Annotated in this window: 21 protein-coding genes and 3 pseudogenes; 13 read left to right on the top strand and 11 right to left on the bottom strand. The window is 69.9% G+C overall.

The window, feature by feature from the left end:
• The first annotated feature begins 24 nt into the window (after positions 1-24).
• From ACTMVF_RS06985 to ACTMVF_RS06965, 5 genes are all read left to right on the top strand, one after another.
• Complete coding sequence (locus ACTMVF_RS06985) at positions 25-1146, top strand: peptidoglycan recognition protein family protein (RefSeq protein WP_441270049.1); 1122 nt, start codon at positions 25-27, stop codon at positions 1144-1146.
• A gap of 274 nt (positions 1147-1420) precedes the next feature.
• On the top strand, positions 1421-3229 hold the full coding sequence (locus ACTMVF_RS06980) for an ABC-F family ATP-binding cassette domain-containing protein (protein WP_441270048.1): 1809 nt from the start codon (positions 1421-1423) through the stop codon (positions 3227-3229).
• A 335-nt stretch (positions 3230-3564) separates the two neighbouring features.
• The gene (locus tag ACTMVF_RS06975; RefSeq protein WP_441270047.1) at positions 3565-5367 is read left to right on the top strand and encodes an outer membrane protein assembly factor BamB family protein; all 1803 of its coding nucleotides are present in this window, start codon (positions 3565-3567) and stop codon (positions 5365-5367) included.
• A 71-nt stretch (positions 5368-5438) separates the two neighbouring features.
• Positions 5439-7289 (top strand): outer membrane protein assembly factor BamB family protein, encoded by a 1851-nt coding sequence (locus ACTMVF_RS06970; RefSeq protein ID WP_441270046.1) that lies wholly within the window; start codon positions 5439-5441, stop codon positions 7287-7289.
• Between the two features lie 338 nt (positions 7290-7627).
• Positions 7628-8335 carry a helix-turn-helix transcriptional regulator gene (locus ACTMVF_RS06965; RefSeq protein ID WP_441270045.1) on the top strand — a complete coding sequence of 236 codons (708 nt, stop codon included), beginning with the start codon at positions 7628-7630 and terminating at the stop codon, positions 8333-8335.
• 614 nt (positions 8336-8949) lie between these two features.
• Here the strand turns inward: ACTMVF_RS06965 and ACTMVF_RS06960 are convergent.
• Both ACTMVF_RS06960 and ACTMVF_RS06955 read right to left on the bottom strand, forming a co-directional pair.
• Positions 8950-9300, bottom strand: a complete 351-nt coding sequence (locus tag ACTMVF_RS06960; protein WP_441270044.1) for a hypothetical protein — start codon at positions 9298-9300, stop codon at positions 8950-8952.
• A gap of 20 nt (positions 9301-9320) precedes the next feature.
• Positions 9321-11012 (bottom strand): sodium:solute symporter family protein, encoded by a 1692-nt coding sequence (locus ACTMVF_RS06955; RefSeq protein WP_441270043.1) that lies wholly within the window; start codon positions 11010-11012, stop codon positions 9321-9323.
• Between the two features lie 177 nt (positions 11013-11189).
• On the opposite strand from ACTMVF_RS06955, the gene galT reads away from it, so the two are divergent.
• From galT to galK, 3 genes and pseudogenes are all read left to right on the top strand, one after another.
• Positions 11190-12275 (top strand): galactose-1-phosphate uridylyltransferase, encoded by a 1086-nt coding sequence (gene galT, locus ACTMVF_RS06950; protein WP_441270042.1) that lies wholly within the window; start codon positions 11190-11192, stop codon positions 12273-12275.
• Complete coding sequence (galE, locus tag ACTMVF_RS06945; RefSeq protein WP_441270041.1) at positions 12272-13234, top strand: UDP-glucose 4-epimerase GalE; 963 nt, start codon at positions 12272-12274, stop codon at positions 13232-13234. Before galT ends, galE begins: the two co-directional genes overlap by 4 nt.
• 101 nt (positions 13235-13335) lie before the next feature.
• Positions 13336-14443: pseudogene (gene galK / locus ACTMVF_RS06940) on the top strand (galactokinase).
• 118 nt (positions 14444-14561) lie between these two features.
• Here galK and ACTMVF_RS06935 read toward each other — a convergent pair.
• Together ACTMVF_RS06935 and ACTMVF_RS06930 are read right to left on the bottom strand one after the other, a co-directional pair.
• Positions 14562-14738 carry a hypothetical protein gene (locus tag ACTMVF_RS06935; RefSeq protein WP_441270040.1) on the bottom strand — a complete coding sequence of 59 codons (177 nt, stop codon included), beginning with the start codon at positions 14736-14738 and terminating at the stop codon, positions 14562-14564.
• 132 nt (positions 14739-14870) lie between these two features.
• Complete coding sequence (locus ACTMVF_RS06930; RefSeq protein WP_441270039.1) at positions 14871-15326, bottom strand: GNAT family N-acetyltransferase; 456 nt, start codon at positions 15324-15326, stop codon at positions 14871-14873.
• A gap of 272 nt (positions 15327-15598) precedes the next feature.
• Between ACTMVF_RS06930 and ACTMVF_RS06925 the strand changes: the two genes are divergently transcribed.
• Positions 15599-16372: a LuxR C-terminal-related transcriptional regulator gene (locus ACTMVF_RS06925; RefSeq protein WP_441270038.1), complete on the top strand. Its 774-nt coding sequence runs from the start codon at positions 15599-15601 to the stop codon at positions 16370-16372.
• A gap of 151 nt (positions 16373-16523) precedes the next feature.
• Here ACTMVF_RS06925 and tamR read toward each other — a convergent pair whose 3' ends face one another.
• Positions 16524-17021 (bottom strand): MarR family transcriptional regulator TamR, encoded by a 498-nt coding sequence (gene tamR, locus ACTMVF_RS06920; RefSeq protein ID WP_059196100.1) that lies wholly within the window; start codon positions 17019-17021, stop codon positions 16524-16526.
• Positions 17022-17114: 93 nt separating this feature from the next.
• Between tamR and ACTMVF_RS06915 the strand changes: the two genes are divergently transcribed.
• Together ACTMVF_RS06915 and ACTMVF_RS06910 are read left to right on the top strand one after the other, a co-directional pair.
• A complete protein-coding gene (locus ACTMVF_RS06915; RefSeq protein ID WP_441270037.1) occupies positions 17115-17924 on the top strand; it encodes a trans-aconitate 2-methyltransferase in 810 nt (269 codons plus the stop codon).
• Positions 17924-18240, top strand: a pseudogene (locus ACTMVF_RS06910) (glyoxalase). The gene ACTMVF_RS06915 and the pseudogene ACTMVF_RS06910 overlap by 1 nt, the downstream one beginning before the upstream one ends.
• Here ACTMVF_RS06910 and ACTMVF_RS06905 read toward each other — a convergent pair.
• Both ACTMVF_RS06905 and ACTMVF_RS06900 read right to left on the bottom strand, forming a co-directional pair.
• A pseudogene (locus ACTMVF_RS06905) lies at positions 18218-18463 on the bottom strand (type II toxin-antitoxin system RelE family toxin); the annotation flags it as partial. The pseudogenes ACTMVF_RS06910 and ACTMVF_RS06905 sit on opposite strands and share 23 nt — an antisense overlap.
• The gene (locus tag ACTMVF_RS06900; RefSeq protein ID WP_441270150.1) at positions 18460-18714 is read right to left on the bottom strand and encodes a type II toxin-antitoxin system Phd/YefM family antitoxin; all 255 of its coding nucleotides are present in this window, start codon (positions 18712-18714) and stop codon (positions 18460-18462) included. The pseudogene ACTMVF_RS06905 and the gene ACTMVF_RS06900, both read right to left, overlap by 4 nt.
• Positions 18715-18842: 128 nt before the next feature.
• Between ACTMVF_RS06900 and ACTMVF_RS06895 the strand changes: the two genes are divergently transcribed.
• Entirely contained in the window at positions 18843-19016 is a 174-nt protein-coding gene (locus ACTMVF_RS06895; protein WP_441270036.1) for a CsbD family protein, read from the top strand.
• 9 nt (positions 19017-19025) lie between these two features.
• On the opposite strand, the gene ACTMVF_RS06890 is transcribed toward ACTMVF_RS06895, so the two are convergent.
• Together ACTMVF_RS06890 and ACTMVF_RS06885 are read right to left on the bottom strand one after the other, a co-directional pair.
• Positions 19026-19703: a TetR/AcrR family transcriptional regulator gene (locus ACTMVF_RS06890; protein WP_274239636.1), complete on the bottom strand. Its 678-nt coding sequence runs from the start codon at positions 19701-19703 to the stop codon at positions 19026-19028.
• Positions 19700-20710, bottom strand: coding sequence for an acyl-CoA desaturase (locus ACTMVF_RS06885; protein ID WP_441270035.1), 1011 nt, complete (start codon positions 20708-20710; stop codon positions 19700-19702). The genes ACTMVF_RS06890 and ACTMVF_RS06885 overlap by 4 nt, the downstream gene beginning before the upstream one ends.
• A 310-nt stretch (positions 20711-21020) precedes the next feature.
• Between ACTMVF_RS06885 and ppc the strand changes: the two genes are divergently transcribed.
• A complete protein-coding gene (gene ppc, locus ACTMVF_RS06880) occupies positions 21021-23762 on the top strand; it encodes a phosphoenolpyruvate carboxylase (protein ID WP_441270034.1) in 2742 nt (913 codons plus the stop codon).
• 66 nt (positions 23763-23828) lie between these two features.
• On the opposite strand, the gene ACTMVF_RS06875 is transcribed toward ppc, so the two are convergent.
• Complete coding sequence (locus tag ACTMVF_RS06875; protein WP_441270033.1) at positions 23829-24557, bottom strand: LPXTG cell wall anchor domain-containing protein; 729 nt, start codon at positions 24555-24557, stop codon at positions 23829-23831.
• 137 nt (positions 24558-24694) lie between these two features.
• A complete protein-coding gene (locus ACTMVF_RS06870; RefSeq protein WP_441270032.1) occupies positions 24695-25183 on the bottom strand; it encodes a hypothetical protein in 489 nt (162 codons plus the stop codon).
• Positions 25184-25207 lie beyond the last annotated feature (24 nt).

Here is a 25207-nt window from a genome sequence, read left to right as displayed (position 1 = left end):
GCACTTCTGGAAGGGGACACGTCCGTGTCCGAATCCCCCACCCCCGCCCAGCCGTCCCACCGTAGAAAGCGCTCCCTGTCCCGGCGCGGCGTGATCGCCGCCTCGGGAGCGGTGGCCGCCGGTGCCGCGATCACGCCGATGGTGTTCGCGTCCACCGACTCCGGCGAGACGGACAACTCCGCGTCCGGCTCCGGCGATTCCGGTACGACGCCGGAGAAGTTCCCCGCCACCCGGACCGAGGCCGCCACCGGCACCGGTGAGGCCACCACCGCCTTCGCCGCCTCCTACGTCGGGGTGCGCTGGTCCGGCGCGAAGCAGGGCGCCGCCATCCGGCTCGCGGACGGTGACTGGCAGCCCCTGAAGAGCGGTTGCGCGATCGTCGAGGAGGGTGGCGCGGCCCTGGTCGCCGCCCAGAACGCCACCGCCTACGAGGTGAAGGCGTCGAGCGACATCGACGGCGTGCACTCGCTGGCGATCGACACCACCGACGGCCCCGACCGCACGTTCCATGTGCCGAGCGAGCCCACGCGCGTGCGTGGCGTGCGCTACCTCTCGCGGCCGGCCTGGGGCGCCGACGAGTCCAAGCGGTTCAAGCCGGACGGCTCGGTCAACTCGCCCGAGACGTACTACCCGCTCCAGATCATCACGGTCCACCACACGGCGACGCCGAACGACGATCCCGACCCGGCCGCGACGGTGCGTGCGATCTACGAGATGCACGCGATCACCAATGACTGGGGCGACATCGGCTACCACTTCCTCATCGACGAGGCGGGCAATGTCTACGAGGGCCGCTACTCCGGCGACGACGGCATCCCCGCCTTCAACCAGGACGGCGACCTCGTCACCGGCTTCCACTCCGTGGGCTACAACTCCGGCGCCCTCGGCATCGCCCTGATCGGCACCCTCCAGGAGCAGGGCCCCACGGAGGCGGCCAAGGCCTCCCTGATCCGACTGATCAAGGTGATCTCCCGCTTCAAGGGCCTGGACCCGCAGGCGCAGGTGACGTACGTCAACCCGGTCAACGGTACGAAGAAGGACACCAACGTGATCGGCGGTCACCGCGACTACTTCTCCACCGAGTGCCCCGGCAACATCATGTACGGCCTCCTCGCCGAGGTCCGCGCGGCGGCCGCCCGCCGCTGACCCGGGCACGGTGATGCGCCCCGGGGACGGGACCCCCGGGGCGCACGGCTGTCCTGTCGACGTTGTCCGCCGAGTCGGAGGAACTGCTGTTGCGCGGCGAGGGCGATGCGTCTGCGGCGGGGCACGGTGACGTTTTTGAAGAGGTCACGTCAATCAGGGGCATCCCTACGCGCGAGTAAGTACGGGTGAGAGGGCCGGTGCCGACGCGGATCGAGGAGGTGTCGGTGCCCGGACTACCCTGGAGGGTCGATCGATCCCCCTGGGCAGGAGAGAAATGGCCGTCAATCTGGTCAATGTCGAGAACGTCAGCAAGGTGTACGGCACCCGTGCCCTGCTCGACGGTGTCTCGCTCGGCGTCTCCGAGGGCGATCGCATCGGTGTCGTGGGTCGCAACGGCGACGGCAAGACGACCCTGATCCGCATGCTCGCCAAGCTGGAGGAGGCCGACACCGGCCGGGTCACCCACTCCGGCGGGCTGCGCCTCGGCGTGCTCACCCAGCACGACTCGCTCGACCCCGCGGCGACCGTCCGGCACGAGGTCATCCGGGACATGGCCGACCACGAGTGGGCCGGAAACGCCAAGGTCAGGGACGTACTCACCGGCCTCTTCGGCGGCCTCGACCTCCCCGGCTTCCCGCAGGGCCTCGACACCGTCATCGGCCCCCTCTCCGGTGGCGAGCGGCGGCGGATCGCGCTCGCCAAGCTGCTCATCGAGGAGCAGGACCTGATCGTCCTCGACGAGCCCACCAACCACCTCGACGTCGAGGGCATCGCCTGGCTCGCCCAGCACCTGCGCGAGCGGCGCTCGGGGCTGGTGTGCGTCACCCACGACCGGTGGTTCCTCGACCAGGTCTGCACGCGCATGTGGGACGTGCAGCGCGGTTCGGTCTACGAGTACGAGGGCGGCTACTCCGACTACGTCTTCGCCCGCGCCGAGCGCGAGCGCATCGCCGCCACCGAGGAGGTCAAGCGGCAGAACCTGGTCCGCAAGGAGCTGGCCTGGCTGCGGCGCGGCGCCCCCGCGCGCACCTCCAAGCCGCGCTTCCGGGTCGAGGCCGCCAACGAGCTCATCAAGGACGTACCGCCGCCCCGGGACAGCAGCGAGCTGATGAAGTTCGCCTCGTCCCGGCTCGGGAAGACCGTCTTCGACCTGGAGGACGTGACCATCCAGGCCGGCCCCAAGGTGCTGCTCAAGCATGTGACGTGGCAGCTCGGTCCCGGCGACCGCATCGGCCTCGTCGGCGTCAACGGCGCGGGCAAGACCTCCCTCCTGCGCGCGATGGCCGAGGCGGCGCGGACGGACGGCGAGACACAGCCGGCCGGTGGCAGGGTCGCCGTCGGAAAGACCGTCAAACTCGCCTATCTGTCCCAGGAAGTCTCCGAGCTGAACCCCAACCTGCGTGTGCTGGAAGCCGTTCAGCAGGTACGCGAGCGCGTGGACCTCGGCAAGGGGCGCGAGATGACCGCCGGGCAGCTGTGCGAGACGTTCGGCTTCAGCAAGGAGAAGCAGTGGACGCCGGTCGGGGACCTGTCGGGTGGTGAGCGGCGCAGGCTCCAACTCCTGCGTCTCCTGATGGACGAGCCCAACGTCCTCTTCCTCGACGAGCCCACCAACGACCTCGACATCGAGACCCTCACCCAGCTCGAGGACGTCCTCGACGGCTGGCCGGGCTCGATGATCGTCATCTCCCACGACCGGTTCTTCGTCGAGCGGACCACGGACCGGGTGTTCGCCCTGCTCGGCGACCACAGCCTGCGGATGCTGCCGCGCGGCATCGACGAGTACCTGGAGCGGCGCCACCGCATGGAGGCGCAGGTCGCCGCCACGGCTTCCGTCCCGGCCGCCGAGAAGGCCGTACCGGAGAAGAGCGCCGCCGATCTGCGCGCCGCCAAGAAGGAGTTGCAGAAGATCGAGCGGCAGCTCGACAAGCTCTCCGAGCGGGAGACCAAGCTGCACGCCCAGATCGCCGAGCACGCCACCGACTTCGCGAAGGTCGCCGAACTCGACGCCGAACTGCGCGACTTGGCGGGTCAGCGGGATGAGCTCGAGGTGCGCTGGCTGGAACTCGCCGACGAGGCGTAGGCGCTCCGCTGGGGGGTGTGGGGTGCCGCGAAGTGTCGTCGTCTGGCCGCGGGCCCGCCGTGGCTGGTCGCGCCCGCGCGGCGGAACCGTATGTTCAATGCGGCCCCGCGCCCCTTCGGGGTGCCTCCGTGCGCTGTGTGTACAGGCCGTGAAGGCGGATAACGGGGGCATCACGGGGCGGTTCTCCCTTGGGAACAGGGGCTGAGACGGGCCGGTGCGCTGTCGGTGGCGGGTGATAGAAAGAGCCGTCTGAAGACAGTCTGAGAAACGCTGGTGTGGCGGAAACGCGACGGCACAGGACGTGGCACCACACCGGTCACAAGGGGGAACCGCGCATGAGCCAGCCGCCCAACCAGCCGCCGCAGGGCGGTTTCGGCGTACCGCAGGATCCGCGGCAGGGTGGCTTCGGAGCGCCGCAGCCCCCGCAGTCGGGTGGTTCGCAGACTCCGCCCCCGCCGCAGGGCCCGCCCCAGGCGCCCCCGCCCCCGCAGGGCCCGCCGCCCGGCGCCCCCCAGCCCGGCTACGGCTACCCGCAGCAGCCGCCGGCCCAGCCCGGGCAGCCGGGCGCCTATGGCCAGCCGCAGCAGCAGCCGGGCCCGTACGGCTATGCGCAGCAGCCGGGCCCGTACGGCCAGCAGCCCGCCCAGGGTTACGGCTTCCCGCCCCAGCAGCAGTACCCGGGCGGCCCCGGCACACCCCCGCCCGGCTCGGGCAGCTCCTTCAAGGGCAAGCCCGCCCTCATCATCGGTGCCGTGGCCGCGGTGCTGCTCGTCCTCGGTGGCACCGTGTTCGCGGTGACCCGCGGCGGCGACGACGACCCGAAGACGCCGGTCGCCCAGCCGACCGGCGACCCGAAGGGCTCCGGGTCCCCGACCGGCGACTCCGGCAACGGCAGCGGCGGTGGCGGCGCCGACCCGGAGAACCTCAACGCGGGCCGCCAGTCCGGTGAGTCGAAGGTGCTCTGGTACACGCAGGCGCCCGACGCGCCCGCCTCCGGTGCCGACGCCCCCGGCATGTGGATCACCGACAAGGCCGCCGTGAAGGCGGCGTACAAGCAGGTGCTCGCCTACAACCTCGGTGACGGCGAGGCCGCTTGGGACCCGATCACCTTCCCGCAGAAGATCTGTGCGGTCACCCCGCAGAAGTCGGCCGACGACAAGATCGTCGTGGCGTACATGAGCGGCAGCAGCGACCGCGCCAAGTGCAACCAGCTCCAGCAGATCGACCTCGGCACCGGCGCCAAGGGCTGGAAGGGCTCGGTCGCCAACGGCGCGCTGTTCGACAGCACGCTCGACGTCGAACTGTCCATCACCGGCAAGACGTTGATGGTCGGTCGCTCGCAGTCCGGCACGGCGTACGACATCGACAGCGGCGAGAAGCTGTGGGACAAGACGCGGTTCGGCGACAAGTGCTTCCCGGACGCGTTCGCGGGCGGCGAGAAGCTGATCGCCGTGGCGAGCTGTGACGCCACCGGCACCAACGAGCACGACGAGGTGCAGCAGCTCGACCCCGCGACCGGCAAGGCCAAGTGGACCTGGCAGTTCGACAAGGGCTGGAAGGTCGCGCGCTTCTTCTCCCTCGACCCGCTGGTCATCTACAGCACCAACGAGGACAAGAAGCAGTGGAACATCTCCACCCTCGGCGCCGACGGCAAGCGCCGCTCGCAGGTCCAGGTCTCCCTGGAGATCGGCGCCCAGTGCGGCTGGGCCATCCTCCAGCGTGACCTCCAGGGCTGCACCGGTGTGGCCGCCGACGCCGACACGCTCTACATGCCGACCAAGGCGACGACCGGCGCCAACGAGATCGTCGCGATCAACCTCGCCAACGGCAAGCAGAAGTGGCGCGTCAAGTCCCCGGTGGACGAGTCGATGCTGCCGATCAAGGTCGAGGACGGCAAGCTCATCGCCTACGTCGAGCCGTCGTACGACGCGGGCGGCCGGGTCGTGTCCATCCCGGTCGGCGGCAGCAACCCCAAGCCGACGACGCTGCTGCAGAACCCGGCGAGCGCCGCGAGCGTCGAGAACGGCTTCTTCTCGAAGGACTTCGACTGGGCCGACGGGCGTCTGTATCTCTCCAGCACCCGGCTGAGCGGCAACGACCAGGCGAAGGAGAAGCTGATGCTCGTCTACGGCAAGTGAGGCGTGCGTCCGCTCTCCCCTTCCCCACTCCCCACGCGTCCGCCGTCCCCCTCCCCTGAGGTACCCACGCCATGACCCAGCCGCCTCCACCGCCCCACCAGCCCCCGCCGGGGGGAGGGTTCGGCGCGCCGCAGCCACCGCAGCAGCCGCCGCAGCCGCCCGGGCAGGCACCTCAGACACCGCCGGCGCCGCAGCAGCCGCCGCAGCCCGCGTACGGCTATCCCCAGGCACCCCAAGCACCCCAAGCACCCCAGGCGCCCCAGGGAGCCCCGCAGACCCCTCCGGCCGGGTACGGCTATCCCGGCCAGCAGCCCGCCGCATACGGTCAGCCGCAGAATCCGTACGGCCAGCCGCCGAACCCGTACGACGGGCAGCAGCAGAACCAGCACGGGCAACAGCAGCCCGGCTACGGCTACGGCTATCAGCAGGCGGCCACGCCGCAGTACCCCCAGCCCGCCGCGCCGGGCGGTGGCTCGAAGCTCAACGCGCAGGTGGCCGTCATCGTGGCGGCGGCCGTCGTGGTGATCGCGCTGATCATCGGAGGTGGCGTGTGGTACGCCAAGTCCGGTGACAAGGGCGGCACCGACAACACCGCCAGCTCCAGCGGCGGCACCGGCGGCGGGGAAGACGGCGCCGACGGCGGCGACTTCCCCGACGGCACGGAGAAGGTGCCCGCCGACCCCGCCTCCAAGGTCCTCTTCCGGGTCCCGCCGCCCGATGTCGACGACAAGACCAGCGTCACCGTGTCCGGCTCGTGGCTGACCGACAAGGCGTACGTCAAGAGCGGCGTCGCCCAGATCGTGGGCTACGACCCCGACAAGGGCACCAAGCTGTGGACGATCCCGCTGCCGGGACCGGTCTGCCTGGCGACCGAGCACGTCACCGAGGACAACCTGACGGCCATCGCCTTCGAGCCCGCGATGCCGACCAAGGCGAAGCCCTCGCATGGCTGCACCCAGGTCGCGGCGCTCGACCTCGAGGCCGGCAAGAAGCTGTGGACGAAGACCGCCGAGGTCGACGGCGACTCGATCCAGTTCGACAACGTCACCGTCAGCGGCGGCACGGTCGCCGCCGGCGGCATCAGGGGCGGCGCCGCGTTCGACGTCCGGACCGGCAAGCCGCTCTGGGTCCCGAAGGCCGACGACAGCTGCTACGACCTCGGGTACGCCGGTGGCGCGAAGCTGGTCGCGGTCCGCAAGTGCGGCTCCTACACCCAGCCCCAGCTGCACATCCAGACCATCGACCCGCAGTCCGGGAAGGTGATCTCCGAGTACGAGATGACCGAGGGCGTCGAGTACGCCAGCGTGATCTCCACCGAGCCGCTCGTCGTGGCCGCCGAACTCGGCGAGTCCCAGGACTCCATCGGCATCACGGACGCCTTCGCCATCGACAACAAGACCGGCAAGCTGCGCAACCGCATCTCCCTGCCCGGCGGTCAGTACGCGGCCCGCTGCCCCGGCGTCACCAAGATCGAGTCCTGCACGGGCGTCGTGGTGGGCAACGACCGGCTCTATGTGCAGACCGAGGAGCACGCCGGCGGCGGCGAGCGCGGCCGGACCAACGAGATCGTCTCGTTCGATCTGGCCACCGGCAAGCAGACCGGGCAGCGGGCGGACGCGGGCGACGGGTACAACATCACGCCGCTGCGCATGGACGGCGGCAATGTGATCGCGTACAAGCGTCCGCCGTACGACAAGGGCGGTCAGATCGTCAGCATCGACGGCGGCAGCTTCAAGGAGACGAAGCTGCTGGAGAACCCGGCCACGCAGGTGGTGCGCGATGCGGAGACCCGGATGTCCCCGGACTACGCCGAGATCATCTACGTGCAGGGGCATCTGTACATGTCCGCGATGTACGCGAGCGAGCTGAGCAGTTCGGACACGAGCAAGTCCCATGTGATCGCGTTCGGTACGACCGGCTGACGAAAACGACCGGTCGGCGAACGATCGTTGTCGGGCGTGATGAGCGGTACGCGCACGGCCCCGCCCTGTTCAGGGGCGGGGCCGTTCGCGTACCGCTCATCACCCTCGAATGCGGGGAAAGCCAGAAATTACGTCGATCCGGGGCACTTCTCACCAGTAGGGGGAGCGCAATGTCGAACAAGCGTGTAGCTTCCGGGGGCATGAAGGGCGGGGGAGCCGGGAGGGGGCTTCTGTCCGCGCGGACCAGTGGGCATCCATAGTGAGTCATCCGGACTGGCGCAGCCGGTCCGGGGCTGGGCGTTGATGGGGATCCATTGGGGGGACTGGGGGGTTGCTCGATGGGAGTGCGGCTCATGGTGGTCGACGACCACCGATTGCTCGCCGAGGCGTTGGCCTCGGCACTGAAACTGCGGGGGCACCGGGTGCTGGCCGCGGCGGCTCCGGCCGCGGGGGCGGCGGAGCTGGTGATCACGCGGGCGCCGGAGGTGTGCCTGCTGGGTACGGCGACGCCGGCGGAGCCCGGCATGTTCGACCCGGTGGTGAAGATCAAGCGGGAGCGTCCGCAGGTGGCGGTGCTGGTGCTGGGGCCGGTGCCGAGCCCGCGCGGGATAGCGGCGGCGTTCGCGGCGGGGGCCTCGGGTTACGTACGGCATGACGAGCGCATCGAGGGCGTCGAGCGGGCGATCATGAAGGCGCGGGCGGGGGAGGCGGCGGTGGCGCCGCAGCTTCTGCAGGGCGCGTTCAGCGAGTTGCTCAATCCGGTGGCTCAACCGGACGACGAGGGGCAGAGGTTGCTGCAGATGCTCACCCCCCGGGAGGTCGAGGTCCTGGTGCGTGTCGCCGATGGCGAGGACACCCGACTGATCGCGGCGGGCATGGGCATCGCGCCTTCGACGGCTCGCACCCATGTGCAGCGGGTGCTGATGAAGCTGGGCGTGGGCTCGCGTCTGGAGGCGGCGGCCTTGGCGGCGCGGACTGGGTTGCTGGACCGGGCGGGGCCGGTGGTGCAGTCGTTGCCGGAGGGTGGGGCGGGGGCTGGGTCCTGACGGTTGCCTCTGCCTCCGGCGGTTGGGCGGGGGTGCCTGCGGCGGCCTGTTGCTGATGGGTGGGGGTTCGCGTGGCGCCTGCCGTTTGGTGGGTGGGTCGGGGCCGTGTCGGGGGGTGTCCGTCCTCGGTCCGGCGGTTGCCGTCGCTGAGAAGCGTGCCGTGTGTTGACGCCGGCCGCTGCGGGCGGACACCCCCCGACACGTCCCCTTCCCGCCGTGGGCGACTGCGGCGCCGCGGGGGTGCCCTTTCTCAAACGCCGGTCCCCGTCATCCAGCCCGCCCGGCGCTCGAGGCCGAGGCCACGCCATCCGTAGGGGGCTTGACCTCTTGACGCCGGTTCAGGCATCGAGCCGGTCCGGCGTTCGAGGACAAGGCCGCGCGTCCTGGCCCCCACCCACCCGTAGGGGACGTCACCTCTCGACGCCGGCCCAGGCATCCCAGCCCGTCTGGGGGTGCCCCCTCTGGGGGCGTTTGAGGACGAGGCCCGTTCAGGGCCGAAGTGGGGGTCCAGGGGGCGGCAGCCCTCTGGCGGGGTCGAAGGGGCGGCAGCCCCTGGGGATGGGACGGGTAGGGGCGGCGGGGGCGAGAAGCCCGAGGGTTGCCCCCGCCGGGCGTCACTCCTTCGAGTCGTCCTCCACCACGTCCGGCGGCGGAGCAATCGGCCTCAGCTTCAGCCACGCCAGGAAGAACAGGCCGAGAAGCAGCATGCCCAGCCCGGTCCAGAGGTTGATGTTGACGCCCTCGGCCTTGTCGATCGCGGCGTCGTCGTCGGTGAGCCCCGCGATCGTGACGATGACGCCGTAGATCACGAAGAGGCCGCCGATGATGCGCCGGATGTCGAAGAGGCGGGCCGCTGTCGCGGACTTCCCCTCCAGTTCGGTGACTTCGCGCAGGACGTCCTTCTCGGAGTACGCGGCGTGTCCGGGGCGCCGGGAGGGTTCAGGGTGCTCGGGATGCTCGCTCATGGTCTCTCAACCTCCGATCGTCAGAAGGAGAACGGGATGTAGCAGACGGCCGCCAGCACCACCGCACCCCACCCCAGCAGCGCCGGCTTGCGGTACCACGCCTCGTCGCCCGGCGCGGCCGGCTCGGCCGTGCCGGGGGACCGGGTGCCGTAGACCAGGCCCTGGAGTTCCTCCGTCGGCTTGGGCGCGGTGAAGAGGGAGACGGCCACCATCACGACCGCACCCGCCACGAAGCCCGCGATGGCGGAGACGAAGTTGGCGCCCTGGTCGGAGGGGATGGAGATGACGTCCTGCTTGTAGAAGACGAAGTAGTTGATCATTGCTGCTGTGGTGCCTGCCAGCAGACCCCAGAAGCCCGACTTCATCGACGCCCGCTTCCAGAACATGCCGACGATGAAGACCACGAACATCGGGACGTTGAAGAAGGAGAAGAGGGTCTGGAGGTAGCTCATGATGTTGGAGAAGGACGAGGCCAGGAACGCTGTGCCGATGGACGCCAGGACGCCGATCGCCGTGATCAGACGGCCGAAGCGGACGTAGTAGGCGTCCTCGCGGTCCCTCACCACGTACTTCGCCCAGATGTCCGTCGTGAACACGGTGTTGAAGGACGACACGTTCGCCGCCATGCCCGCCATGAACGCCGCCAGCAGGCCCGTCACCGCGATGCCCAGGACGCCGTTCGGCAGGAGCTGTTCCATCAGGTACGGGATCGCGTCGTTGTACTGGAGGTCGGAGCCGGATGTGCCGATCTTCGGGACCAGGACCGCGGCGGCGAGGCCCGGGATCATCACCAGGAACACGATGAAGATCTTCGGGAAGGCCGCGATCAGTGGGGTGCGCTGGGCCGCCGAGAGGTTCTTCGCGGAGAGGGCTCGCTGGACCTCGGCGAAGTTCGTCGTCCAGTAGCCGAAGGAGAGCACGAAGCCGAGGCCCAGCACGATCGTCAGCCAGTTCGCGCCCAGTGGGTTCGCCTCGCCGATGCCCGTCCCGCCCCATGCCGTGACGAAGTCGTCGCCGTGGGTCTTCGTCAGGGAGTCCGTCAGGCCGTCCCAGCCGCCCACCTTCTTCAGCGCCAGCACGGTGATCGGGATCAGCGCGGCCAGGATCACGAAGAACTGCAGGACCTCGTTGTAGATCGCCGACGACAGGCCGCCGAGGGTGATGTAGGCGAGGACGAAGAAGCCGGCGACGACGATGGCCACCCACTGCGGCCAGCCCAGCAGGGCCTCGACCACGATCGCCAGGGCGTACAGGTTCACGCCGGCGATCAGGATCGCGGCGAAGGCGAACAGGACCGAACTGAGCAGGTGCGCGCCCTTGTCGAAACGCAGGAGCAGGAACTCGGGGACCGAGCGGACCTTGCTTCCGTAGTAGAAGGGCATCATCACCAGGCCCAGGAAGACCATGGCCGGGATGGCGCCGATCCAGTACCAGTGCACGGTGTAGGCACCGTACTGCGCGCTGTTGGCGGCCATGCCGAGGATCTCGGTGGCGGCCAGGTTGGCGGAGATGAAGGCGAGGCCGGTGACCCAGGCGGGCAGGGAGCGGCCCGAGAGGAAGAAGTCGAGGCTGGTCTTCACCGAGCGGCGGGCGGCGAACCCGATGCCCAGCACGACGACGAAGTAGATGCCGAGGATCAGGTAGTCGAGCCAGTTCGTGGGGAGCCGTAGCTCGGCGGCGAGGTACGTGGGGGATTCTGTGGGGGTTTGCATATGTACTCGCTTCGTTGTGCGAACCGATACAGAGCGGAACCTATGCCCCTGTGTTCAGTAATTGAACACGTATGGTGATGCTCTTTGTTTGATTGTGATGTTGACGCTGGTGGTGAGTTGTGTTTCGATGTGTTTAGTTCTGTTGAGTGGTTGAGTGGCCCTAATAGGGAGTCCGGCGTGAAGAAGACCTCGACCCAGCTGGCCGACGGTCGTGAGCTCATCTACTACGACCTGCGCGACGACACCGTGCGGGACGCGGTCGACCGCCGTCCCCTGGACCGCACCGTCACGACGTCCGAGGTCCGTCACGACGTGCTGCTCGGTGACGAGGTCGCCATCGCCTCGCACCGGCAGGGGCGGACGTACCACCCCCCGGCCGACGAGTGCCCGCTGTGCCCGTCGGAGGGCGACCGGCTGAGCGAGATCCCGGACTCCTCGTACGACGTCGTCGTGTTCGAGAACCGTTTCCCCTCGCTCGCCGGCGACTCCGGGCGCTGCGAGGTCGTCTGCTTCACCTCCGACCACGACGCGTCCTTCGCCGACCTGACCGAGGAGCAGGCGCGGCTCGTCCTCGACGCCTGGACCGACCGGACCTCCGAGCTGTCATCGCTGCCCTCCGTGGAGCAGGTGTTCTGCTTCGAGAACCGCGGCGCCGAGATCGGTGTCACCCTCGGCCATCCGCACGGGCAGATCTACGCCTACCCCTTCACCACCCCGCGCACCGCCCTGATGCTGCGCTCCCTCGCCGCCCACAAGGACGCCACCGGCGGGGAGAACCTCTTCGACGCCGTCCTGGAGCGTGAACTCGCCGACGAGCGGGTCGTCCTGGAGAGTGAACACTGGGTGGCCTTCGTGCCCTACGCCGCGCACTGGCCGTACGAGGTCCACCTGTACCCGAAGCGCCGCGTGCCCGATCTGCTCGCCCTGGACGAGGAGGCGCGCACAGAGTTCCCCAAGGTGTATCTGGAACTCTTGAGGCGCTTCGACCGGATCTTCGATGGGCCGGGTGGAGGGAAGGAAGGTGCGGATGAGCCTCCGACGCCGTACATCGCCGCCTGGCACCAGGCGCCGTTCGGTCAGCTGGAGGACTTCGAGGGCGTCGTGCGGGAAGACTTCGCGCTTCACCTTGAGCTTTTCACCATTCGCCGCACTTCCGGCAAGCTGAAGTTCCTCGCGGGTTCCGAGTCCGGCATGAACGTGTTCATCAACGACATCCGGCCGGAGGCCGCGGCCGAGCGACTGCGAGAGGTAGCGAGTTCATGAGTGGGAAGTACCTGGTCACCGGCGGCGCCGGCTACGTGGGCAGCGTGGTCGCCCAGCATCTGCTGGAGGCGGGTGACGAGGTCGTCGTCCTCGACAACCTCTCGACCGGCTTCCGCGAGGGTGTGCCGGCCGGGGCGTCCTTCGTCGAGGGCGACATCCGCGACGCCGCCAAGTGGCTGGACTCCTCCTTCGACGCGGTGCTGCACTTCGCCGCGTTCTCGCAGGTCGGCGAGTCGGTGGTGAAGCCGGAGAAGTACTGGGACAACAACGTCGGCGGCACCATGGCCCTCCTCGGCGCCATGCGCGAGGCGGGCGTGCGCAAGCTCGTCTTCTCCTCCACGGCCGCCACGTACGGCGAGCCGAGCCAGGTACCGATCGTCGAGTCGGCGCCCACCCAGCCGACCAACCCGTACGGCGCCTCCAAGCTGGCCGTCGACCACATGATCACCGGGGAGGCGGCGGCCCACGGCCTGGGCGCGGTCAGCCTGCGCTACTTCAACGTCGCCGGCGCCTACGGCGACTGCGGCGAGCGCCACGACCCCGAGTCGCACCTCATCCCGCTCGTCCTCCAGGTCGCCCAGGGCAGGCGCGACGCGATCTCCGTCTTCGGCGACGACTACCCGACGCCGGACGGCACCTGCGTGCGCGACTACATCCACGTCGCCGACCTGGCCGAGGCCCACCTGCTGGCGGTCAAGGCCGCCCAGCCGGGCGAGCACCTCATCTGCAACCTCGGCAACGGCAACGGCTTCTCCGTCCGCGAGGTCATCGAGACCGTCCGCCAGGTCACCGGGCACCCGATCCCCGAGGTCGTGGCCCCGCGCCGCGGCGGTGACCCCGCGGTCCTGGTCGCCTCCGCCGACACCGCCCGCCGGCGGCTCGGCTGGAACCCGTCCCGCGCGGACCTCGCGGGGATCGTCGCGGACGCGTGGGAGTTCGCGCAGCGCCGCGGCAAGTAAGTTCTACGGCCGGTACTCACGGCCGTAAGTACCACGGCTGTTCGGCCGGTCAACTCACCGGCCGCTTCGGCCGGTTCAGCAGGGAAGGTCAGGGTCAGGGGATGAGCGTCGAGACGGCAGCCGCGGTCGCCGAGCGGTTCAAGGAGCTGTACGGGGCCGAGCCGGAAGGGGTGTGGGCCCATGCCGTTCGCGCTCCCGCACACCGCGGTCGCGGCGGTCTCCCGGCGTGACGACGGTGTCCTGCGCCTGCACTCGGCGGACGTCGAGGGCGACGTCGTGGAACTGCGCGTCGACGACCTGGTGCCCGAGTCGGACAAGGCCTGGACGGCCTACCCCTCCGGTGTGGTCTGGGTGCTGCGCGAGGCCGGCCACGCCGTGACCGGCGCCGACATCCACCTGGCCTCGACGGTCCCGGCGGGCGCGGGCCTGTCGTCGTCGGCGGCACTGGAGGTCGTGGTCGCGCTCGCGCTCAACGACCTCTACGACCTCGGCCAGAAGGGCTGGCAGTTGGCCCGCCTGTGCCAGCGCGCCGAGAACGTCTACGTCGGCGCCCCGGTCGGGATCATGGACCAGACGGCGTCCGCGTGCTGCGAGACCGGCCACGCCCTGTTCCTCGACACCCGGGACCTCTCCCAGAAGCAGATCCCCTTCGACCTGGCCGCCTTGGGGCTGCGCCTGCTGGTCGTCGACACCCAGGTCAAGCACTCCCACAGCGAGGGCGAGTACGGCAAGCGGCGCGCGGGCTGCGAGAAGGGCGCGGCGCTGCTGGGCGTGGACGCGCTCCGGGATGTCGCCTACGACGACCTGGACGCGGCGCTCGCACGGCTCGGCGACGACGACGAGGTGCGCCGCCTGGTGCGCCATGTCGTCACGGAGGACCAGCGCGTCGAGCGGGTCGTCGCCCTGCTGGAATCGGGCGAGACGCGGGCGATCGGCCCGGTCCTGAGCGAGGGCCACGCCTCCCTGCGGGACGACTTCCGGATCTCCTGCCCGGAGCTGGACCTGGTCGTCGAGACGGCGAACGCGACCGGCGCGCTGGGTGCCCGCATGACCGGCGGCGGCTTCGGCGGCTCCGCGATCGTGCTGGCCGAGGCGGCCGACGTCGAGACCATCACCAAGGCCGTCGAAGAGGCCTTCGCCTCGGCCGGGTTCACGGCACCGCGGGTGTTCGAGGCGGTGCCGGCCGCGGGGGCGCACCGGGTGAGCTGACCTCAAGGGTCCCAAGGGTCCCAAGGGCTACGGGGCTGAGGGCGGCGGCGCAGTCACCGAAGCCGCCGCCCAGCACAGCGCCCTGCAGGCTGCTGCCGTAGTCGAGCATGCCGGGCTCCTACCCCAGCTCCAGGAAGGCGCAGATGTCGCGGAGTCGGGCGGCGGGGTCGGCGGTGAGGTCCTCGTAGCGCAGGACGTGTCCGCCGAGCGGCGTCGGAGGCGGAGCCGGCACTCGGCGTACCTGGTATCCGGTCGTCGCGCCGATCTTCGAGTTCAGCTTCCGCAGCATGCTCATGGCGCGGAGGGCAGGGCGCGTCTGAGAAGGGGCTGAGTCCCAGCTCTGCGACGGATCGGTGGCCTGAGCGTGCGGGCCGGCCGGGTCCGGGGCGCCGCACTCGCCCGCTACGACGCCGAGTGCCGCCCCGGTTCACCCCAGCCGTTTGGTGAGCGTGTACTCCGTGATCCCCGGTGGATAGTCCGGGATCACGCACACCACGTCGTACCCCTGCTTCTTGTAGAACTCCGGCGCCTGGAAGTCCCACGTCTCCACGCGTACGGCGGTGCAGCGCCGTTCGGTGCGGGCCATGCGCTCCGCGCGTGCGAGCAGATGCGAACCGAGACCCGTCCCGCGGTGGCGTTCGTCGACCCAGAGGTAGGTGACATGCAGCCAGGTGGTCCAGGTGTGGCCGACCAGCCCGCCGGCCAGGGCGCCATGGTCGTCCAACGCCCAGACGTGGAGCGGAAGTTCGCGTTCACCTGGGGTTCCGCGCAGGGCGCGCAGGATCGGGGACAGCGCGGTGTTGGTCTCCCGCAGCCGCCGGCGGAGCAGATGCTGCCGTGATTTGTCGACTTCTGTCTCCAGACGAAACATGCGGCTCACCATAAACGCGCCGGACTACCAGTTCTGCAAATTACCTTCCGCTCCTGCCCCCCGCCCGTACTCTGATGAACGGCACCGGTGGGGGCCGGTGCTGATCAGGGGGCGAGACAAGTCGGGTTCGACGCCCGAAGTGGGGGTAGCAGTTTCTGCACGGCGGCGGCCGTGCGGCCCATCATGCTTCGGGCGTCGTACCCGCGACCGTGTTCGTCTCCCGGTGTCGTCCTCATGACGATGGGGTATCCCCGGCTCTTCGGGAGCTTGGGGAAGGGGGTTTCGTGGTTCGCATCCGAGTGCTGGTCGTCGACGACCACCGCATCTTCGCCGAGTCGCTCGCCGCCGCCCTGGCCGCCGAGCCCGACGTCGACGTCTCCGCCGCCGGCAGCGGCCCGGCCGCGCTGCGCAGCCTGGAGCGCGCGGTCGCCGAGGGGCGCCGGTTCGATGTCCTGCTCGTCGACGCCGACCTGGGTGGCAACGTGGCGGGGATACGGCCCGCCGTTCCCGTCCAGGAGGTGGGCGAGGACGGGCTCGTCGACGGCATCTCGCTCGTCGCCGGCGTCCGCACCGCCCAGCCGGCCGTACGGATCGTCGTCCTCGCCGAGAAGGACGATCCGCGCCGGGCCGCGCTCGCCCTGCAGGCGGGGGCCTCCGGATGGGTGGCCAAGGACTGCTCGCTGTCCCGGCTGCTCACCGTCATCCGTGGCGTCCTGCGCGACGAGACGCATCTGCCGCCCGCCCTGCTCACGGGCGTACTGCGGGAGCTGACGGCCGCGCGCAAGCACCGCACCGAGAGCGAACGGCTGGTGGAGTCCCTCACGCCGCGCGAGCGGGAGGTGTTGCGGTGCATGGTGGCGGGACTGGGGCGCAAGGCCGTCGCCGAGCGCCTGTATCTCTCCCCGCACACCGTCCGCACCCATATGCAGAACGTCCTCGGCAAACTGGGCGTCCACTCGACGCTGGCCGCGGTGGCGCTAGCGCGCCGCGCCGGGGTCGGGCCGGTCGACTTGGGGCCCGCCGACCGGATCCTGCCGGAGGAAAGCAGCAGTGCGTGACCGATGCCGGTGAGCGGCAACGCCCCTGAGGGGCGGGGGGCTGTGTCGATGTGCGGCTACCGCCGCGTGGGCGCGACCAGCCACGACGAAGCCGCAGGCAACCGACGGCATCGCGTGGCACTTTCCCCACACGGCTCGCCCAGCGGAGCGCCTAGCCGGGGATGTTGTCGAACGGGGCCGTCAACTGCCTGAGCAGACCGGCCAGTTCACCCCGCTGGGCGCGCGACAGCTCCGCGAGGATCGCGCGTTCCTGGTCCAGCAGGCCGGCGAGTGCCTGGTCGGCGCGGTCGCGGCCCTCGTCCGTGAGGCGGACGAGTACGCCGCGTCGGTCACTGGGGTCGGGGAGGCGCTCCACCAGGCCCTTCTTGGCCAGGCGGTCGATACGGTTCGTCATCGTGCCCGAGGTGACCAGGGTCTGCGTCAGCAGCTGTCCCGGGGAGAGCTGGTACGGCGTCCCCGCGCGCCTGAGCGCGGTCAGTACGTCGAACTCCCAGGGCTCCAGGCTGTGCTCGGAGAAGGCCAGCCGCCGTGCGCGGTCCAGATGCCGGGCCAGTCTGCTCACCCGGCTGAGCACCTCGAGCGGTTCCACGTCGAGGTCCGGGCGCTCCCGGCGCCACGCTGCGACCAGCCGATCGACCTCGTCCTCCATGGAGATCAGTGTAGTGGTTGTGTCGACGTGAAGTCTCTTGACGTCAAGATATCTGCGGGGGCAGGCTGGAGAGCGACAGACAGGAGCCCCGCCATGTCCGCTGCCACCGCCCCCACCTGGGACCCGGCCCAGTACCTGCGCCACGGCGGCCACCGCGCCCGCCCCTTCACCGACCTCCTCGCCCGCGTCCCCGACCTCCCCGGCGAGCGGCCCCGCATCGCCGACCTCGGCTGCGGCCCCGGCAACGTCACCGCCCTGCTCGCGCGACGCTGGCCCACGGCCCGGATCACCGGCTACGACAACTCCGCCGAGATGCTCGACAAGGCCCACGTCGAGCACGAAGGGCCGACCCCGGGCGGCGGCCGCCTCGACTTCGCCCACGCCGACGTACGGACGTGGACGCCCGGCGAGCCGCATGACTTGATCATCAGCAATGCCACGTTGCAGTGGGTGCCCGGGCATGTGGAGCGGTTCGCGGACTGGGTGCGGGGCCTTCGTCCCGGTGGCACCTTCGCCTTCCAGGTCCCCGGAAACTTCGATGCCCCCAGCCACCGCCTGATGCGCGATCTCGCGCACCGCTACGGCCTCACCGACACCCTGCGCCACGAGGACGCCGTGCTCGCCCCGCAGGACTACCTGGCCCGGCTCACCGACCTGGGCTGCGCGGCGGACGTGTGGGAGACGACGTACATCCACCTCCTGACCGGCGAGGATCCGGTGCTGGACTGGGTGAAGGGAACGGGGCTGCGCCCGGTCCTGACGGCACTCGCCGACGCCCCCGAGGCGCGGGAGGCCTTCCTGAGCGACTACCGGGCGGCCCTGCGTGAGGCCTATCCGCCCGGCCCGCACGGCACGCCCTTCCCGTTCCGCCGGATCTTCGCCGTGGCCCACCAGGAGGCGTGATGATCACCGCCGTCGACCACGTCCTGCTCGCGGCCCCGCCCGGCTCGGAGGAACGGCTGCGGACGTACTACGTGGGTGTTCTCGGGATGACGGAGATTCCCAAGCCGGCGGTGCTCGCCGTGCGAGGGGGTTGCTGGTTCCAGACGGGTCCCGTGCAGGCCGACCCCGGGCCGCCCGGCTGGCGGCCCGGAGAGCGGTCGTCACCTGGGACGAGAACCTGCCGGGGCGCAAGCGGTTCTACTCGTACGACCCCGTGGGGAACCGGTTGGAGTTCCTGGAGCCTGTGGCGTTCCGGACGTGCGGCCCAGATGGATGACGAGGATGTGGATCACTTCGTCGTCGATGACGTACAGGACGCGGTAGTCGCCCACGCGCAGGCGCCGGATGTCGACGCCGTAGGCGACGGAGTTGAGGGGGCGCGGTGTCTCTGCGAGTTTGTCCACTGCTTCGTAGACCGCAGCGAGCCCGGGCGGGTCGTCCTTGAGGAACCGGACGGCCGCGTTCGTGGCGCTCGGTTCCCAGATGATGCGGTAGGTCACGGGCGCAGCCCCAGCATGCGTCCGACTTCCTCGTGCGGGATGCCGCCCTCGCCGAGCGTCCCATCCGCCTTGCGCCGCTGATAGTCCGCGACGGCGAGGGCGTCTTCGAGATCCTCTATCACCTGCGGTGAGACGAGCAGCGCCGCCACGTGCCCGTGGTCGGTGATGGCGATGGTCTCGCGGCTGTGGGCGGCGCGGCGGACCAGGTCGCCGAGCTGGGAACGGGCCGCGCTGATCGGGATCTCAGTCAGGAGCGCATGATGACACAAGGTGCATCTTGTGTGCATGAGGTTCAGGTCTGGGAGCGCTGTTTGAGCCCTGCGGCGGAGGGTCACCCGCTCAGTGACCACGACGTCAAGCCTTGCGAGGAGTGAGAGACGTGGCGAAGGAAGAGAAGGTCAGGGGCAAGAAAGAACAGCTCAAGGGCAAGGCCAAGGAAACAGTGGGTCGCACGGTCGGCAACGAGGAGCTGACCGCCGAAGGCAAGACCGAGAAGAGGAAGGGCAACGCCCGTCAGACGAAGGAGAAGGGGAAGGACACCCTCAGGGGCTAGCTCTTGGGGCTAACTCTTGCGGTGCCCTATCAGCCGCGGCTTCGGCTCCAGCCCGTCCAGCCCGTGCCAGGCCAGGTTCACCAGATGGGCCGCCACCTCCGCCTTCTTCGGACGGCGGACGTCCAGCCACCACTGGCCGGTCAGCGCGACCATCCCGACCAGGGCCTGTGCGTACAGCGGGGCGAGCTTGGGGTCGAAGCCGCGGCTCTTGAACTCGCGGCCCAGGATGTCCTCCACCTGGGTGGCGATGTCCGAGATGAGAGACGCGAAGGAACCCGTCGACTGGGGGATGGGCGAGTCACGGACCAGGATGCGGAAGCCGTCCGTGTACTCCTCGATGTAGTCCAGGAGCGCGAAAGCCGCCTGCTCGCACAGTTCCCGGGGGTGGCCGGCCGTCAGGGAGCTGGTCACCATGTCCAGCAGACGGCGCATCTCCCGGTCCACCACGACCGCGTACAGGCCCTCCTTGCCGCCGAAGTGCTCGTACACCACCGGCTTGGACACCCCGGCCTTCGCCGCGATCTCCTCCACCGACGTGCCCTCGAAGCCCTTCGCGGCGAACAGGGTGCGGCCGATCTCCAGCAGCTGCTGGCGGCGCTCCGCCCCGGTCATCCGGGTGCGGCGCGTCCGCCGCTGCTTGTCATTGCCGGGGGTACTGCTGGAGTCGGTCGCCACGGCGTCAATCATGCCGCCTTCGCGGGTTCCTTCCCGCGCCGGGAGCCGCCTTCCTCGGTGTTCCGGCGCGAATCGATACGCGAGCGTGACGGCCAGCGCACGTCGGAGGCCCAGCCGAGCATCTCGAACCAGCGGATGATCCGCGCCGAGGAGTCGATCTGCCCACGCTCCACACCGTGCCGCGCGGAGGTCGGGTCGGCATGGTGCAGGTTGTGCCAGGATTCGCCGCACGACAGGACCGCCAGCCACCACACGTTGCCCGAACGGTCACGCGACTTGAACGGCCGCTTGCCCACCGCGTGGCAGATCGAGTTGATCGACCAGGTGACGTGGTGCAGCAGGGCCACCCGGACCAGCGAGCCCCAGAAGAAGCCCGTGAACGCGCCCCACCAGGACATCGTCACCAGACCGCCGATCAGCGCCGGCAGGGCCAGCGACAGCACCGTCCACCAGATGAACTGACGGGAGATCGTGCGGATCGCCCGGTCCTTGATCAGATCCGGCGCGTACTTCTCCTGCGGCGTCCGCTCCTCATCGAACATCCATCCGATGTGTGCCCACCACAGGCCCTTCATCAGCGCCGGGACGGTCTCCCCGTAACGCCACGGGGAGTGCGGGTCACCCTCCGCGTCGGAGAACTTGTGGTGCTTGCGGTGGTCGGCGACCCAGCGGACCAGCGGGCCCTCCACCGCCATCGAGCCCGCGACGGCGAGCGCGATGCGCAGCGGACGCTTCGCCTTGAAGGAACCGTGGGTGAAGTAGCGGTGGTAGCCGATCGTGACGCCATGGCAGGCGAAGAAGTAGAAGAAGACCAGCAGACCGAGGTCCAGCCAGCTCACGCCCCAGCCCCACGCCAGCGGCACTGCGGCGGCGAGCGCCAGGAACGGGACGACGATGAAGAGGAGGAGCGCGAACTGCTCGAGCGACCCCTTCTTCTCGCCGCCCAGCGTGGCTGAGGAAGTCATGGTGTCGTCGTTCGCCTTCGGGGCGTCTTCGATCACATCGGAGCTCGTGGTCATGGGCGTCCCCTGTGGGGTTTCGAGGGTTGAGACAGGTGCCGGGGTTCTCGGGAACTGTTCCCAGGTTCCGTTACAACGGTCCCTACGGTTCCGTAACCTACGGCGTCGTAAGTATGGCAGTGCGTCGCCCGGCGGCAAGAGCCCGAGAGTCTGCGCGTCCGCATGGACACCTATCCTTGGAGTCGGTCGGACAGCGCGGTCCGCTCTGATTTCTTCCGGATGCCAGGAGCCGTATGCGGCCCCCGCCGCGCGGTCCCCGGCCCCGGGTTCCCCTCCCGGACGAGCTTCAACACTGCAAGGAGCCGCACCTGTGAGCAGTGCCGACGACCAGACCGTGTCCCAGGCGACCACCAGCACCGAGCTGCGAGCCGACATCCGCCGACTGGGTGACCTGCTCGGCGAGACCCTCGTCCGCCAGGAGGGTCCCGAGCTGCTGGAACTCGTCGAGAAGGTCCGCCGCCTCACCCGCGAGGACGGCGAGGCCGCAGCCGAGCTGCTGCGAGGCACGGAGCTGGACACCGCGGCCAAGCTGGTCCGCGCCTTCTCCACCTACTTCCACCTGGCCAACGTCACCGAGCAGGTCCACCGAGGCCGCGAGCTGCGCGCCCGGCGCGCCGCCGAGGGCGGCCTCCTCGCCCGAACGGCCGACCGCCTCAAGGACGCCGACGCCGAACACCTGCGCCAGACGATCAAGCACCTCAATGTGCGCCCCGTCTTCACGGCCCACCCCACCGAGGCCGCCCGCCGCTCCGTCCTCAACAAGCTCCGGCGCATCGCAGCCCTCCTGGAGACCCCCGTCCTCGACGGAGACCGACGCCGGCATGACACCCGACTGGCCGAGAACATCGACCTCGTATGGCAGACGGACGAGCTCCGCGTCGTACGCCCCGAGCCCGCCGACGAGGCCCGCAACGCCATCTACTACCTCGACGAACTCCACGCCGGCGCCGTCGGCGACGTCCTGGAGGACCTCACCGCGGAACTGGAGCGCGTCGGCCACAAGCTCCCCGACGACACCCGCCCGCTGACCTTCGGCACCTGGATCGGCGGCGACCGCGACGGCAACCCCAACGTCACCCCCCAGGTGACCTGGGACGTCCTCATCCTCCAGCACGAACACGGCATCAACGACGCCCTGGAGATGATCGACGAGCTGCGCGGCTTCCTGTCCAACTCCATCCGCTACACCGGCGCCACCGAGGAGCTCCTGGAGTCCCTCCAGGCCGACCTCGAAGCCCTCCCCGAGATCAGCCCCCGCTACAAGCGCCTCAACGCCGAGGAGCCCTACCGGCTCAAGGCCACCTGCATCCGGCAGAAGCTGGAGAACACCAAGACCCGCCTGGCCAGGAACATCCCGCACGAGCCCGGCCGCGACTACCTCGGCACCAGCGAGCTCCTGCACGACCTCAAGCTGATCCAAGCGTCACTGCGCGCACACCGAGGCGGCCTGTTCGCCGACGGCCGCATGGACCGCACCATCCGCACCCTGTCCGCGTTCGGCCTCCAGCTCGCCACCATGGACGTCCGCGAACACGCCGACGCCCACCACCACGCCCTCGGCCAGCTCTTCGACCGCCTCGGCGAGGAGTCCTGGCGCTACGCCGACATGCCCCGCGACTACCGCTCCAAGCTCCTCGCCAAGGAACTCCGCTCGCGCAGGCCCCTCGCCCCCACCCCGGCGCCCGTCGATGCGGCCGGCGAGAAGACCCTCGGCGTCTTCCAGACCGTCAAGCGGGCCCTGGCCGTCTTCGGACCCGAGGTCATCGAGTCGTACATCATCTCCATGTGCCAGGGCGCCGACGACGTCTTCGCCGCCGCCGTCCTCGCCCGCGAGGCCGGCCTCATCGACCTGCACGCCGGCTGGGCCAAGATCGGCATCGTCCCGCTCCTGGAGACCACCGACGAACTCAAGGCCGCCGACACCATCCTGGAGGACATGCTCTCCGACCCGTCGTACCGCAGGCTCGTGGCCCTGCGCGGCGACGTCCAGGAGGTCATGCTCGGCTACTCCGACTCCTCCAAGTTCGGCGGCATCACCACCAGCCAGTGGGAGATCCACCGGGCGCAGCGGCGCCTGCGTGACGTGGCGCACCGGTACGGCGTGCGTCTGCGGCTCTTCCACGGCCGCGGCGGCACCGTCGGCCGCGGCGGCGGCCCCTCCCACGACGCCATCCTCGCCCAGCCCTGGGGCACCCTCGAAGGCGAGATCAAGGTCACCGAACAGGGCGAGGTCATCTCCGACAAGTACCTCGTGCCGTCCCTGGCCCGCGAGAACCTGGAACTGACCGTCGCGGCCACCCTCCAGGCCTCCGCCCTGCACACGGCCCCGCGCCAGTCCACCGAGGCGCTGGCCCGCTGGGACGCCGCGATGGACGTCGTCTCGGACGCCGCGCACGCCGCGTACCGCAAGCTCGTCGAGGACCCGGACCTGCCGACGTACTTCCTCGCGTCCACGCCCGTGGACCAGCTCGCCGACCTGCACCTCGGCTCGCGGCCCTCCCGCCGCCCCGGATCAGGCGTCTCCCTCGACGGACTGCGCGCCATCCCATGGGTCTTCGGCTGGACCCAGTCCCGGCAGATCGTCCCCGGCTGGTTCGGCGTGGGATCGGGGCTGAAGGCACTGCGCGAGGCGGGCCTGGACACCGTGCTCGACGAGATGCACGAGCAGTGGCACTTCTTCCGCAACTTCATCTCCAACGTCGAGATGACGCTCGCCAAGACCGACCTGCGGATCGCCGCCCACTACGTCGACACCCTCGTCCCCGACGACCTCAAGCATGTCTTCGACACCATCCGCACCGAACACGAACTCACCGTCTCCGAGGTCCTGAAGATCACCGGCGAGGAGGAACTCCTCGACGCCACACCGGTCCTCAAGCAGACCTTCGCCATCCGCGACGCCTACCTGGACCCCATCTCCTACCTCCAGGTCGCCCTCCTCAAGCGCCAGCGCGACGCCGCGGCCGCGGGCGCCGAACCCGACCCGCTGCTCGCCCGCGCCCTGCTCCTCACCGTCAACGGCGTGGCGGCCGGCCTGCGCAACACCGGCTGACGCACACACAACGGTGCCCCCGCTCTCGTACCTCGTACGAGAGCGGGGGCACCGTTGTGTCGCTGATCAGGCCTTACGGCGACGGAACATCAGGTAACCGCCCCCGGCGAGCAGCACGGCCGCGGCCGCCGACAGCAGGCCCACCGGCGCACCGTTGCCCGTCTCCGCGAGGTCGCCCTCGCCGTCGCCTCCCTGCGTGGACGGCGAGGAGGAGACAGCCGGAGCCGCTTCCTCGGAAGCCTCGGCGGACTCACCCTGCGTCGGCTCCTCGGCGGGGGTGGTCTCCTCACCGCCGTTGGTCGGATCCGGCGTGCCCGGCGTCTCCGACGGCGTCTCTGTCGGCGTCGCGCTGGGCGTCCCGCCGTCCGTCGCGGGGCAGGTGTGCGACAGGTTGAACAGCTCCAGATCGCCGCCGCGCACCTCGGCCACCGCGGAAGTCAGCTCCGCGCCCGGCTGCGAGGCAACGTAGGCGTGCTTGTCGGACGGCGGACCGAAGTCCGTCACCACCTGCTGCCCGCCCGGCTCGAACGTGACCGTGAGCTTCACGAAGTCCGAGGAGTTCCCGGGCAGCACGAAGTGCCAGCCGTCCTGCCCCTCCGGAATACCGGGGCACTCATCCCGCCCCTCCTGCGGGGCACCACCGTCGTCGGTGGTCGAAGTACGCGGCAGCTCCTGCCGCAGCTGCACGGTGTACGTGTCGTCACCGGAACCGGTGGCATGGGCGGCGGCCGGCGCGGAGAAAACAGCGGCCGCGGCGACGGCGCACAGAGCGCCGACGCGGGAGAGGGTTCGCATGAGGCAGTAGTCCATCTTCGTGAAAGGAACGGGAAGATGTGGAGGGGGCGGCTCAGCATCCAGCCCGGACTGACCCCAGGTCAATCACGAACAGACAACACTCACGTCCTCCACAGATATGAAGAACGGCTCAAACCTCAGACCGTCACGAACGCCGCCGTCAACAACGCGATCCCCGACCCCGCCATCACCCACGCCACCCGCGTCCGCCGCAGCCCACCTGCGACGACGACCGACGCCAGCAACAGCGCACCACCCAACGGCACCCACGCGTACAGAACACCCGCCGGCCCGGACCGAACGACCTCGTCACTCCCCGGCTTCACCACGACGGTGTACGTCTGCCCCTCGCGCACCGCCACGTTCTTCTCGATGACCACCGACCTACGCGGCTGCGACCCCGACGAGATCGGCGAGTACGGCCCACTGCACGTGTGCGCACCACACCGCGACACCTCGATCGTGCCGCTCTCCCGCCCCTTCGTGAGCATCACATGGTGCGCCGTACCCCACGACGCCCACACACCCGCGATCAGAATCAGCACCGCGACCGTACCCATCGCCGCGAAACGCCCGAACCGCAGCACGGCCACAGCGCCCTGACTGGAAACAACGGCAGAAGGCATGGCCGCGATCCTTGGCCATGCCCC

Source organism: Streptomyces sp. SD31, from assembly GCF_052068475.1.
Classification (GTDB): Bacteria; Actinomycetota; Actinomycetes; order Streptomycetales; family Streptomycetaceae; genus Streptomyces.
Note: the sequence above shows the minus strand (reverse complement) of the source record. Positions and strands in the feature narration are given on the sequence as shown.